Source organism: Guggenheimella bovis (genome assembly GCF_054492335.1).
In genome coordinates this window covers 569,262-581,647 of sequence record NZ_JBQWTF010000001.1, presented here as the reverse complement: position 1 = coordinate 581,647, position 12,386 = coordinate 569,262, and the positions used below count along the sequence as shown (strand labels likewise).

Below are 12,386 nucleotides of genomic sequence, written 5' to 3'. Positions count from 1 at the left end.
TTTTCTTATAATAATCATGGAGGGCTATATGAATAAATTGGAGACGATTATCAACAAGAAGTCTTGTAGAGACTATCAGAAATCACCTATTACTGGCACGCAATTGGCTAACGTCAAAAGCCTTATTAAAAACATTACTGACGTTGCACCAGAAGTGGATTTTGCTGTGATCACTGAGGGTGAATACGCAAGTCCTAAACTCGAGGGAATTGCTGGCTATAATGGAGTGATGATCAAAGCACCTCATTATATTGCTCTATTGACGAGCGAGTCTGAAGAGGCGATCAGAAAAGGTGGTTATTACACAGAAAAGCTACTGTTTGAACTCATGGAGCTTGAACTAGGAAGCGTTTGGATCCATGTGATCGATCCTGAAAAAGTAAAAGCTCAATTGGGAATCGAATCTGAAAAGACGGTTCGTGCGATTATCGCTTTTGGAAAGCCAGAAGAGCCGAGCTTTATCGAGAAATTCTTCCAAGGCTTACGTGCTAATAAGGGAAGCGTCTATTCTGAGGGTGGATACGGAAACCTCGAAATTGAAAAAGACGACCGCGTTTCCCGTAAAGAGACGTCATCCTTCGTCTACCTCGATGAGTGGGGTAAAGAGACGACTTATGATGAGCTTGAAGCGAGAGGCTTAGGAGAAGCTTATTCTTACATGAAGCATGCTCCTAGTTTTGCAAACCGCCAACCTTGGAAATTTTTAATTAAAGATCATGCAATGTATCTTGCTATTGAAAAGAACGAATCCGAAGATCGTGTCAGCGAAAATCTCGAAGCAGGCATTGCAATGTACTATTTTAAACTTGCAATGAACGAAATGGGACTCGTGGGTAACTGGGAAATGAAGGCTGAAGGCGTTCAAATTCCAGATAATTACGCACTTGTCGGAACGTATGCGTTACACTAAATATTTACTTGCTGTACTTCTGATCGTCGTCGTCGTTGTCATACTACAACTTTCACGCGCTGGAGCAGAGCCCGTAAGGGCTCTGCATTTTGTGCCGTCTGAAATGAAGCTTGCGGTGAGTCCTAAGGATCCTTTCTTTATCGTAGAAAAGGGCGTAGAGCTCAAGGATAAGAATAATGTTCTGATTCGACCTCTTGCTTTTCAAGAACGCGTTTTTCTCATTGCTTCAGAAGGCGATCGTTCACTCGTACTAGACCGCTATGGGTTTACAGGTTACGTCCCTAGTAATCGCTTAGGAGACCAGTTTAAGAGTCGTATTACGTATCCTCAAAAAGAAGCGAAGTACGATGAGTTCTACAATAAGCCCACGATGTTTCGAAACTATTATCCGGTAAAAGGTGTCTACGTTCCACCGAGAGTCATTGAAAAAGGAATCGATTCCTGGCTCGATCAATTTAAAGGAAGTGACATCAATACGCTCGTCATCGACTACAAGGATGACTCCGACTACTTTCTCTTTGATTCGAAAGTAGCAGCGAAGTTTTCCCCGGAAGGAAACATCAAGCGTATTAAAAACCCTGCAGAGTGGATGCAAAAACTAAAGAACCGTGGTTTTTACTTAATTGCACGCGTCGTCGTGTTTAAATCGCCACTCTACGCGAAGACCTATCCTGAGCGTGCGATCCTTACAAAAGATGGATCTCCGCTCTTACACGACCACGTCTACTGGGGATCCCCCTATGACGAAACGCTATGGGAATACGTTTCCTTAGCAGCTAAGGAAGCGCTGCAGTACGGATTCGATGAAGTGCAATTTGACTATGTGCGTTTCCCCGACATCTTAGACTCCAAGGCTGACTATCAAGGTGGGCCGGAGATTCATAAGACCGCGACCATTCAGCGCTTTCTGATGTATGCAAGAAGTCAACTTCGAAGTTTTCCAAAGCCCATCAGTGCAGACGTCTTCGGTTGGACTGCTACGGCAAAGGACGATGTAAGTATCGGTCAACACTGGGAAGCCATTAGTAACGTCACCGACGTCATCTCTCCCATGATCTATCCTTCTCACTACAACCGTGGCATCTTCGGACTCTATAGTCCTAACGCGAAGCCCTATGAGACGGTAAAATACTCTCTCATGGATGCCCTCTCGAGAAATGCAAACCTTAAAAATCCTGCCCTTATTAGGCCTTGGATTCAAGACTTTTCTATGGGATATCCTTATGGAAACAAGGAAGTGAAGGATCAGATTCGAGCACTTGAAGAGCAGGGGATTTACGAATATCTATTATGGAATGCAAGCGGAAAATATCACATTGAGGCGGTAAAGTAAGGATGAGACTGAGAAAGAAAAAAGGAACACAAGAGAAGCTATTACAAGTAGAGTCTCTTATGGATGTAAAAGAAAGCGAGGAGCTCCTCGCTTGGCTTAAAGAGGGACGTTGCTTTCTTGAAGTCGGTATGGGAAAGGGAGGCTTTTTGACCGAGCTTGCCTTAAAAAATCCTGAAAACCGCTACCTTGGAATCGATAAAAGTGATGCCATTTTATTAAAAGCCAACAATCGAAATGAGTTTCCTGAAAACCTAAGGATCGCAAATAGCACCTTTGAAGCTTTTGCAGAACTCATAGACGATGAAACCTTTGAAGGAATCTATTTAAACTTCAGCGATCCCTGGCCTAAGGCACGTCATGCGAAAAGACGCCTCACCTATGAGAGTTTCTTAAAGGAGTACGATCGCCTCTTAAAACCAGGTGGATTTATCCGCTTTAAGACGGATTCCAGAGACTTTTTCGACTTCTCCGTCGAGGAGTTTCGTCGTACCGGTCGTGAGCTTAGCTTTGTAAGCTATGATTTGCACCATGATGATCGCATCCAGGACAATATCCCGACAGAGTATGAGTTGCGCTTTGCCGCAGAGGGAAAGCCCATTCATGCACTGATCTATTATAAGGAATAAGATGAAGAAGCGTACGCTCGTTGCAGTATTAATCGGCATGCTAAGTATCAGTCTCTTACTCGTCGTTGTACAGGGTAAGGACTCCTTACAGTACTGGGCCGTCTTTAAAGAGGTTGCCCATTACAGCTTTGTCGTGTATGCAATTGGGCTATGCTTTTTAATTTTCATCGATAATAACTCGCCGCAAGCGACGATCGCATGGCTTGTCGTATTCTATGTCGATGCCTATATCGGCTTTCTCGCCTACATTCTCGTAGGAAGAAACCTCTTTAAGCGTAGAGAAGCGCTAAAAAAGCAAGAGCATGCAAAGAATACAGAAGCCGTTATAAATATTCCTTACGCCAACTCCTTTGACACCTCTAACGATAAGCTTAAAACCTTTTTATCGAATAAGGCTTCAAGTCAGTTGTCTACGAATAACGACGTCGAGATCTTTACGAGTGGAGCAGAGAAGTTCGATCGCCTCTTTCAAGATCTCGAAGAAGCAAAGGAGACCATTCACCTAGAGTACTTCATTTTTAAGAATGGCTTTATCTTCGATCGACTGAAAGACATCCTAATAAGAAAAGCACGGGCAGGCGTAAAGGTTCGATTGATCTACGATTCCGTAGGAACGGTGCGCTTAAAGAAGAGCTCCCTCCAGGAGTTAAAGGATGCTGGGATAGATCTTGCAGAGTTCTATCCAGTGGTTTTCCCAATATTAAGTAGAAAACTCAACTATAGAAATCACAGGAAAATTGTGGTGATCGATGGGAAAATCGGTTACGTCGGCGGCATGAATGTCGGCGATGAATACGTAGGACTCCTGAAGCGTTTTGGCTTTTGGCGAGATACGCACCTACGCATCGTAGGTGATGGCGTGTGGAGCCTACAACGGATCTTTTTAAATGACTGGAACTTCATTCGAAAAGAAATCCTAAACGACGCCTCATTCTTTCCACAGAACGAAGAGAAAAATCACATTCCACTACAGATTGCAGAAAGTGGACCGGACTATAACCTCGAAGTCATAAAGCAAGCCTACTTTACACTCGTAACGAGTGCAACCGATCGGCTTTGGATCACATCGCCCTATCTCGTACCAGATGAAGGCATTAAAGATGCCATCATGAACGCTGCTCTCTCTGGTGTCGACGTGAGAATCATCATCCCTAGTAAGCAAGATCACTTCTTCGTCTACTGGGCCTCACAAGATAATATAGAAGACTTCCTGCAGCACGGTGTTCGCATCTTTAGCTACGAGGGTGGCTTTATCCACGCAAAAGTCGTCATCTCCGACGACCGAGCCTCGGTTGGAACGGCCAACATGGACATTCGAAGTTTAGCCATTAATTATGAAGTCAATGCCTTCCTATATAATAAGGAAGTAACTGATAAATTAAGTCGGGATTTTTTAGAAGATACGAAGCATTCGAGAGAAATTATTTTAGAAGAACACGAGAAGCGAAGCGTCTTTCGCCGTGTGCTTGAATCGCTCGGAAGACTCTTAAGCCCATTACAATAGGAGGTGCTATGTTAGAGATCATCATCATTCTTTTTATCATAGCCATGGATCAATTCACAAAATACCTCGTCGTGACGAATTTTCAGGTTTCAGAGACCGTTCCTGTGATCGAAAATGTCCTCCACTGGACGTATGCGAAAAATACTGGCGCAGCCTTTTCAATCTTTTCAAAGCACACAGGAATATTAGCTGGTGTAAGTGTTGTGATGAGCCTCGTTCTCATCGTGCTCCTTGTAAAGATCTTAAAAAAGACAAAAACCAATCTATTGACGATTGGTTTAGCATTTGTCATCGGCGGGGCGATCGGAAATGGGATTGATCGCATCCTCTTAGGCTATGTGGTCGACTTTATCGATGTTCGACTCATTCACTTTGCCATTTTTAATGTGGCGGATAGCTTTGTAACGGTTGGAACGATTCTTTTAATCATCGATCTACTTTTCTTTGATAAAAAGAGAGAGAAACCGATTATTTACTAGGATCGTAGTCGTCGGCTGTAACGCCGTTTTCAAAAATGAGCTTTTCTTGAACGACAGGTTCTAGTTCAGCTTTTGGATTGGTATTTGTATAAATGGCATATCCTCCAATGAGAGAGATGATGGCCATAATGCAAAAGCCGATTAAAAACAAGCGAACACTCTTATTCATGATTTATCACCTCGCATCCATTTTACATGACAAATGGCAATTTTTCAAATGAAAGGACATACGATGAAGCTAAAAGAACTCATTCCATCCTTTGAAGGAGATATAGAGATTCGTTCCATTCAGTGGGACTCAAGAGAAGTAAAAGAGGGAGATCTCTTTGTCGCTCTCGTAGGAAAACTTCAAGATGGCCACCGTTACATCGAACAAGCCGTAAAAAGCGGTGCGGTAGCCGTGGTAGGAGAGAGAGAGGTAGAGTGTGCGGTGCCGCTCTTTATCGTAGAGAATTCGAGAGAAATGCTAGCAAGACTCAGCGCTCGATTCTTTAACGACGCTTCGAAAGACCTTACACTTGCTGTCGTCACGGCCACAAACGGTAAGACGACGACGGTGGGAATGCTTCGAAAAATCTTAGAAGCCGACAAAAAGAACGTCGGTATTATGGGAACGGTTGCGGTAGAATACGGTGACGTATCTATTCCTTCGCTTCTTACGACACCAGAATCGGCAGATATTCAAAGACACTTAAGAGACATGAAAGAAGCAGGTGTCACCCACGTTACTATGGAAGCGAGTTCCATCGGGCTTTCGACGCACCGACTAGATCACCTTCATGTAAAGGTAGCAGCTTTTAATAACCTATCGAACGAGCATATGGACCTCCATGGTGACTTTGAATCGTACTTTCGTGCCAAGGCACTCCTCATTGAACGACTCGAAAAGGGCTCTTTTGCCGTTTTAAACTACGATGACGAGCGAATTCGTAATATTCAAACCTCTGCAGAACGCGTTTATTTCTCGGTTTCCAACAAACAAGTTGATGTTTCAATCGATGAGGTTGATTTAACCACTGGAAGAGCGAAGTTTGTCCTTCTCGTTAATCGTTCGTTTGAAGCTTGTAAAATCGGCCGTTATCCGCTCGAACTGAAGATCCCAGGGTATCACTCTTTAGTCAATGCACTAAGTGCTATTACGATGAGTCTTCTATTAGGCGTAGGTCTCGATGCGATTCAGAAAGGCCTTCACGACTTTGAAGGCGTCGAGAGGCGTTTTGAGATCATCTACGAAAAGGACTTCAAAGTCATCGATGATCACTTTGCCAATAAAGGTAATATCGACGTGACACTGAAGACACTTTCTATGATGGATTATAAGAATATCGTCTTTGTCTATGCGATCCGTGGTAACCGCGGTGTCGATACGAATAAAGAAAACGCTGAAGCCATCGTCGAATGGAATAAGACACTTCACTTTAAGAAGATCATTGCGACGAGGTCCACAGATCACACCATGAAAAAGGATGAGGTGCATCCAGAAGAGCAAAAGGTCTTCGAAGAGACACTCAAAGCGAATGATCTCAGCTACGATCTCTATGACACCTTAGAAGAAGCAGTCCTTAAGGGACTCGATCTAACTGGCCCTGGTGACCTTCTTCTTCTTGCTGGATGTCAGGGAATGGACTTTGGTGGATCGATTTTACTCCATGAGGTTGTCAGGAGAAACCCCTCTTTTGACAAAAATGAAATCCTGAAACCCTTGCAATCACGCGTTTGCGGGCATCTCGAATTAACCAAAAGTTGACAACTTATAGCAATTGTTTTATAGTGTTTGATAGAAGTTTTAGTGAGAGGTCGATTTTTTCGACCGAAGAAAGGAAGGACGATGAAGAAGATAGCATTCATAATGTGCTTTCTGATGATTCTTGCGTCAGTCGCCCCAGTAGTTTCTCACGCAGCTGCTAATAACCAAATTGAAATCAAGGCGAACGGCGTTCGATTGAGAGCAGATTCAAATACGAATTCTAAAATCATCGACTCTGTAGACAAAGGCGCCACATTTATATATCTAGCAACTACCAAAAAGGATTCCGAAGGATACCCTTGGTTTAAAATCGCGCTAGAAGATAAGTCGACCGCCTATGTACGCAGTGATCTAGCTAAACTAGTTCCTGCTTCGACTAAACAAACTGCTACAAAAGCTAAAGTTGAAAAGTCAGGTAATCAACCTAAAGGGGTCATTAAAGTCACCTCTAAGGATGGATTAAACCTTAGAAAGTCCGCTGACTCCTATTCAGAAATCATTGGCGTAGTCCCTTACGGAAAAGAAGTGAACTTTTACGAGTTAAAGAATGGCTGGTATTTAGTCGTCTCTGACGGCAAGCCCGGTTATATCTACTCCTACTACACTTCTGTACTCTCAGAGGTCGCAGGACCTGAAGCACCGACAGAAAAAGCACTCGGTGAGATTCAAGTTCTAAGTAATGATGGCCTCAACATTCGAAGTAATCCTTCGATAACTGGAGACATCGTCGGTGTCATCCCAGAAGGACAGAAGGCATCCTACTTTGGCATCGAAAACGGTTGGTATGAGATCGAATACGATGGCAAGATGGGCTTCATTCACAGTAAACTGACAAAACTCATCGGTGCGAAAGAAGCAATCGATAAATTCCAAGGATATGTTCGTATTAATGCCATGGATGGTCTCAATGTACGTGCTAGTGCATCAACCTCCTCAGACAGTGTAAATGTTATTCCTTACGGTGCAGTCGTTAAATTTACCGATCAAAATGCTACTTGGTATCGCATTAACTACCAAGGTCAGTCTGGTTGGATCTTTAAGCAATATGCATCGGTTACGAATCCAGAAATGCCTGCTGCAGGAATTCCTGTAAGCAATCGTCAAGAAGCTTGGATGCAATGGGCAGAAGGTAAGTTCTTAGATCCTAACGGTGACGGTGTAAGCTGGTGTACAGATACCGTGAACCAATATGCACTCGACCTCTTCGGAAAGTATCGCGGTATTAGTAATGGCGGAAACGCACGCGATCTCATGAAGAATGCGAGCGACAAGTACTTCGTAAAGATCTACTTTAACGCAGATGATCCATCGACCTATCCAAGAAGAGGAGATATCCTCGTCTGGGGTGGAAGCTATTCTAATCCAGCAGGTCACACAGGAATCTGTGTAGAAGATTCAAACTCTGTTTCAGAAAGTCTACGAGTGCTACATAGCGCCCATAACTTTAGCCCTTACGATGCAGCAGCTGTGACAACGAGAAGTTATTCTTATTCCTCTGGTAATCTCGTCGGAGTTCTCCGCGTGATTCCATCCATGATCAAAGCAACCCATGCTTTTGGAACAAAATAGAAAAGATCCGTTCATTGAACGGATCTTATTTTTTTAGTAATTCCTTTGGAATTCGATTGACATTACCGGCTCCCATGGCGACGAAGACGTCTCCATCGTGGAGTCTATTTTTTATGAATTCAAGCTCATCTTCGATGGAACCGCGGTAGGTCGCATTGTGGCTCACATCACTGATGTGCTCTGCAAGCATCTTGGAGTTAATGCCGTAGATGTCTTCTTCTCTCGCGGCGTAGATGTCGATGAGATCGACCTCATGGGCATCTACGAAAGCACTCGCGAAATCTTCAAAGAGGAGCTTCGTTCTCGTATAAGTGTGAGGCTGAAAAGCAACATAGAGGCGCTTACCGGGAAACATCCTCTTGAGTGCTCTTATGGACGTTTTGATCTCTGTGGGGTGGTGGGCGTAGTCTTCAATGATGACTGCACCGTTAAAGGTTCCCTTGACTTCTAAGCGACGAGCCGTTCCGTGATAATCAGAGAGCTTTGTTAAAAGCGGTTTGACGTCGGTCACTAAGGAGACTGAAAGAATGGCAGCAAGGGCATTTGAGATGTTGTGCTCTCCAGCAACGGATAGGTTGACTCTTCCTAGGAATTCACCGTTTAAGTAAGCGTCAAAGCTTCCGTTACCTGTTTCGCTGTAGCTTATATTTCTCGCTTCGAGATCGGCACTTTCTTTCATAGAGTAGGTGAGAATTCTTTTATCGATCTTTGTTCTTAACGAGTAAGCATTGGTATCGTCTTTATTTAATATGACTGTTCCACCAGGACGGATTCCTTCAGCAAAGTCTAAGAACGTCTCTTTAATCTCTTCTAAGTCTTTAAAGTAGTCGAGATGGTCGCTATCGACATTAAGAATGACTCCGATCGAGGTATCAAAGTCTAAGAAGCTTCTGTGGTATTCACAAGCTTCGTTTACGATGGTGTTACCGTGACCGATATAGGCATTTCCTCCTAAGACGTCGACGTTACCACCTACTAGAATGACGGGATCGATGTCTTTGATCATGACGCCTACCATCGAAGTCGTCGTCGTCTTTCCATGCGTTCCACTGATACTCAAAGAGTGTGTAAATTGACTCGTTAGAATCCCTAAGAATTGACTTCTTGGAATGGTTTTGATTCCTAGCTCTCGAGCGTGCTTTAATTCTGGATTATCGTCGTGAATCGCACTCGTAAAGATGACAAGGTCTGCTTCTTCTACCATCTTTATTTCATGGGATGCTTGGACTTTAAGGCCCATCGCTTCGAGCTCTTCAAGCGTTTCCGATGTTTGAAAATCCGATCCTGAAACGATATAGCCATTTAGATGTAATATTTTTGCAAGCGCACTCATGCTGATACCGCCGATGCCGATCAGATGGATGCGTTTTATATTTTCGGGAAAAAATGATTTCATAGGTCCCTCCGACCAACTATTATATCATAAGTCTAGGTTAACCTTCAGTCATTTACTTCCGTTCAAAAGCTCGTTTAGCGTAAGAAATCAACGGTTGAATGTGTTTTACTTGTTTGATACGCTAGGGGTAGAAAACCAAAGGAGTACACTATGGAGATCACTGGAGTAAGTCTTAGAAAAATCGACAATGATAGTAAGCTCGTGGCCGTCGCTTCTGTAACGTTTGATGGAAGCTTCGTCGTTCACGGTATAAAAATCATCGAAAATGAATCGGGACTCATGGTTGCGATGCCGAGTAGAAAAGCAGCTGATGGGAAATACATCGATGTAGCACATCCTATTAACTCAGAAATGAGAACCTACATAGCAGAGTCGGTTCTAAGAGACTATTCGAATCGCTTACAAGCAGAGTAAATGGATCAAAGAGAGCTAGGCTCTCTTTTTTTTGTCTGAATCATGTATAATGTGGTGTGGAGGGTTCTTATGAAACTGAATGCTGTCATTCTCGCTGCTGGAAAAAGCAAGCGAATGAAATCAAAAAAAATTAAAGTCATGCACGAGATTCTAGGTCGTCCTGTGCTTCAATACGTCGTCGATGTTGCGAAGGGTGTAGGAAGTGAAAACACCGTTCTCATCGTAAGTGATGACGCTTCTGATATTCGTGAAGCCTTTAAAGATCAACAGGTGACCTTTTGTGTCCAAGAGAATCAACTCGGGACAGCCGATGCCGTAAAGGCTGCTCTTCCCGCTCTTAAAGAAGGCAATGTCTTCATTCTCTGTGGTGATGCGCCGCTTTTAACGATCGAAACGGTTAAGGCCTTTGAAGCCTTTCATGAAGAAAAGAAAAATGCACTCTCCGTTTTAACGGTGCATCTAGATGATCCTAAGAGTTATGGGCGAATCATTCGAGAAAACGGCGTCGTGCGTTTTATCAGAGAAGCAAAGGATGCCTCAGAAGAAGAAAGGAAGATTCAAGAGATTAACTCCGGTGTCTTTCTTGTAAGCGTAGAAAAGCTAAAAACGTACTTACCAATGATTCAAAATCATAACGCCCAGAAAGAATTCTATCTCACAGATCTCGTAGAGATCATGAGTCAAGCAGGGGAGAAGGTCGATGGCTTTGTTACCCACGACGAGAGACAAATTCTTGGAATTAATACGAGAAGTGAACTAGCAAAAGCAATAAGTATTATTCGTGACCGCATCAATGAGCACTGGATGCAAGAAGGCGTCACGATGATCGATCCGAGAAGTGTCTATATCGATTCAACCGTGACGCTACAAAATGACGTCGTGATCGAACCGAACGTCTTCATCAAGGGAAACTCCACCATCGAATCCGATGCACTCATCGGACCCAACGTCACGATCGAAGATAGCGTCATCCATTCAGGTGCTCACGTCTTCGATTCGACCGTCCTTCAAAGTGAAGTAGGAGAAGATACGGCTGTAGGTCCTTACGCCTACATGCGACCAAACTCGGTCGTAGGAAAACGCTGCAAGGTCGGAGACTTTGTGGAGCTTAAAAATGCAACGCTCGGTGATGATACGAAGGTATCGCACCTTAGCTATATCGGTGATGCCGACGTGGGAAGTCAAGTCAATGTCGGGTGCGGCGTAGTCTTTGTAAACTACAACGGACTCATAAAGACGCGCTCCACTGTCGGAGACCGTGTATTTATCGGCTGTAATGCAAACCTCATTAGTCCCGTAGAGATTAAAGAGGGGGCTTATATTGCAGCTGGTACGACTGTCACAAACGATGTTCCAGAAGAGGCTCTCGCCATTGGACGTCGGCCCATGACCCTTAAGCCAGGTTGGGCGAAGGGTAAAACGAAATATTCCAAATAGGAGGAAGCATGCACCGAACGGGAGGAACGATCAAAATTTTCACCGGCAACTCCAATTTGCCACTAGCCAAAGCCATCTGTGACGAACTCGACATGCCCTTAGGCGAAGCGATCGTGACGAGCTTTTCAGACGGAGAGATCTCCATATCCATTCAAGAGAGCTTTCGCGGAGCAGACTGCTTCGTCGTCCAATCGATTGCTCCCCCAGACGTCAATCGCTACCTCGTAGAAACCTTAATCCTTTTAGATGCCATGAAGCGTGGAAGCGCAGGCCGCATCACAGCCGTCATTCCTTACTACGGTTATGCCCGTCAAGACCGTAAGGTAAAGGCTCGTGACCCGATCAGTGCAAAGCTCGTTGCAGATATTTTAACGCGTGCAGGAGCTGATAGAATCCTCGCATTGGACCTTCATGCGGCACAAATTCAAGGCTACTTCAACCTTCCAGTGGACCACCTCGTAGGTCGACCGATCCTGGCTCGCTATATCGCAGGAAAGAACCTAGAGAACATGGTCGTCGTCGCTCCCGACTTCGGGTCGGTTCGACGCGCAAGAGACTTTGCCGCACATTTTCATGCACCCATTGCGATCATCGAAAAAAGACGTCCTCGTCCAAACGAATCGGAAGTCATGGGACTCATCGGTGACGTCAAAGGAAAGAGCGTCGTGATCATTGACGATATCATCGATACCGCAGGAACGATTACAGAGGCCGCAAATTATCTCTTAAATGAAGGTGCCTTAGAAGTCTATGCCTGTGCATCCCATGCCGTATTCAGTGGCAAAGCCATAGAGAGACTAAAAGAAAGCGCCATTAAAGAAGTTGTCGTTCTCGATAGCATCGCACTCACAGAAGAGAAGAAGTTTGATAAACTTACGATTCTCTCTTCAGCCAAGCTCTTTGCCGAAGCGATCGAGCGCATCTATCATAACGACAGCGTCAGTGAAATGTTTGAATCAGGTGTATAAGAA

At 44.2% G+C, this 12,386-nt stretch carries 12 protein-coding genes; 10 read left to right on the top strand and 2 right to left on the bottom strand.

The features are described from left to right. Positions 1–28: 28 nt before the first annotated feature. From ACUB3H_RS03010 to lspA, 5 genes are read left to right on the top strand one after another with little or no spacing between them, the layout of a single operon-like run. Positions 29–910 carry a nitroreductase family protein gene (locus ACUB3H_RS03010; protein WP_459129175.1) on the top strand — a complete coding sequence of 294 codons (882 nt, stop codon included), beginning with the start codon at positions 29–31 and terminating at the stop codon, positions 908–910. Continuing rightward, positions 897–2,243 (top strand): putative glycoside hydrolase, encoded by a 1,347-nt coding sequence (locus tag ACUB3H_RS03005; RefSeq protein WP_459129174.1) that lies wholly within the window; start codon positions 897–899, stop codon positions 2,241–2,243. The genes ACUB3H_RS03010 and ACUB3H_RS03005 overlap by 14 nt, the downstream gene beginning before the upstream one ends. Positions 2,244–2,245: 2 nt before the next feature. Further along, complete coding sequence (trmB, locus tag ACUB3H_RS03000; RefSeq protein WP_459129173.1) at positions 2,246–2,869, top strand: tRNA (guanosine(46)-N7)-methyltransferase TrmB; 624 nt, start codon at positions 2,246–2,248, stop codon at positions 2,867–2,869. Position 2,870: 1 nt separating this feature from the next. Then, complete coding sequence (cls, locus tag ACUB3H_RS02995) at positions 2,871–4,373, top strand: cardiolipin synthase (protein ID WP_459129172.1); 1,503 nt, start codon at positions 2,871–2,873, stop codon at positions 4,371–4,373. Positions 4,374–4,381: 8 nt separating this feature from the next. Next, entirely contained in the window at positions 4,382–4,852 is a 471-nt protein-coding gene (gene lspA, locus ACUB3H_RS02990; RefSeq protein ID WP_459129171.1) for a signal peptidase II, read from the top strand. Here lspA and ACUB3H_RS02985 read toward each other — a convergent pair. Continuing rightward, positions 4,842–5,021: a hypothetical protein gene (locus ACUB3H_RS02985; protein WP_459129170.1), complete on the bottom strand. Its 180-nt coding sequence runs from the start codon at positions 5,019–5,021 to the stop codon at positions 4,842–4,844. The two genes, lspA and ACUB3H_RS02985, sit on opposite strands and share 11 nt — an antisense overlap. A gap of 63 nt (positions 5,022–5,084) precedes the next feature. Between ACUB3H_RS02985 and ACUB3H_RS02980 the strand changes: the two genes are divergently transcribed. Next, positions 5,085–6,599, top strand: a complete 1,515-nt coding sequence (locus tag ACUB3H_RS02980; RefSeq protein ID WP_459129169.1) for a Mur ligase family protein — start codon at positions 5,085–5,087, stop codon at positions 6,597–6,599. Between the two features lie 81 nt (positions 6,600–6,680). Further along, positions 6,681–8,168 (top strand): SH3 domain-containing protein, encoded by a 1,488-nt coding sequence (locus ACUB3H_RS02975; RefSeq protein WP_459129168.1) that lies wholly within the window; start codon positions 6,681–6,683, stop codon positions 8,166–8,168. Between the two features lie 25 nt (positions 8,169–8,193). Here ACUB3H_RS02975 and murC read toward each other — a convergent pair whose 3' ends face one another. Then, on the bottom strand, positions 8,194–9,564 hold the full coding sequence (gene murC, locus ACUB3H_RS02970; protein ID WP_459129167.1) for a UDP-N-acetylmuramate--L-alanine ligase: 1,371 nt from the start codon (positions 9,562–9,564) through the stop codon (positions 8,194–8,196). 150 nt (positions 9,565–9,714) lie between these two features. On the opposite strand from murC, the gene spoVG reads away from it, so the two are divergent. From spoVG to ACUB3H_RS02955, 3 genes are all read left to right on the top strand, one after another. Next, entirely contained in the window at positions 9,715–9,978 is a 264-nt protein-coding gene (gene spoVG / locus ACUB3H_RS02965; protein ID WP_459129166.1) for a septation regulator SpoVG, read from the top strand. A 69-nt stretch (positions 9,979–10,047) separates the two neighbouring features. After that, complete coding sequence (gene glmU, locus ACUB3H_RS02960; protein WP_459129165.1) at positions 10,048–11,415, top strand: bifunctional UDP-N-acetylglucosamine diphosphorylase/glucosamine-1-phosphate N-acetyltransferase GlmU; 1,368 nt, start codon at positions 10,048–10,050, stop codon at positions 11,413–11,415. Positions 11,416–11,423: 8 nt separating this feature from the next. Then, entirely contained in the window at positions 11,424–12,383 is a 960-nt protein-coding gene (locus tag ACUB3H_RS02955; protein WP_459129164.1) for a ribose-phosphate diphosphokinase, read from the top strand. Positions 12,384–12,386: the final 3 nt, after the last annotated feature.

Excerpts from the sequence above, each read along its gene's own strand:
- ACUB3H_RS02980 (WP_459129169.1), top strand. The coding sequence starts at position 5,085 with ATGAAGCTAAAAGAACTCATTCCATCCTTTGAAGGAGATATAGAGATT.
- glmU (WP_459129165.1), top strand. The coding sequence starts at position 10,048 with ATGAAACTGAATGCTGTCATTCTCGCTGCTGGAAAAAGCAAGCGAATG.
- lspA (WP_459129171.1), top strand. The coding sequence starts at position 4,382 with ATGTTAGAGATCATCATCATTCTTTTTATCATAGCCATGGATCAATTC.
- ACUB3H_RS03005 (WP_459129174.1), top strand. The coding sequence starts at position 897 with ATGCGTTACACTAAATATTTACTTGCTGTACTTCTGATCGTCGTCGTC.
- murC (WP_459129167.1), bottom strand. The coding sequence starts at position 9,564 with ATGAAATCATTTTTTCCCGAAAATATAAAACGCATCCATCTGATCGGC.
- ACUB3H_RS02955 (WP_459129164.1), top strand. The coding sequence starts at position 11,424 with ATGCACCGAACGGGAGGAACGATCAAAATTTTCACCGGCAACTCCAAT.
- spoVG (WP_459129166.1), top strand. The coding sequence starts at position 9,715 with ATGGAGATCACTGGAGTAAGTCTTAGAAAAATCGACAATGATAGTAAG.
- ACUB3H_RS02975 (WP_459129168.1), top strand. The coding sequence starts at position 6,681 with ATGAAGAAGATAGCATTCATAATGTGCTTTCTGATGATTCTTGCGTCA.
- ACUB3H_RS03010 (WP_459129175.1), top strand. The coding sequence starts at position 29 with ATGAATAAATTGGAGACGATTATCAACAAGAAGTCTTGTAGAGACTAT.
- cls (WP_459129172.1), top strand. The coding sequence starts at position 2,871 with ATGAAGAAGCGTACGCTCGTTGCAGTATTAATCGGCATGCTAAGTATC.
- ACUB3H_RS02985 (WP_459129170.1), bottom strand. The coding sequence starts at position 5,021 with ATGAATAAGAGTGTTCGCTTGTTTTTAATCGGCTTTTGCATTATGGCC.
- trmB (WP_459129173.1), top strand. The coding sequence starts at position 2,246 with ATGAGACTGAGAAAGAAAAAAGGAACACAAGAGAAGCTATTACAAGTA.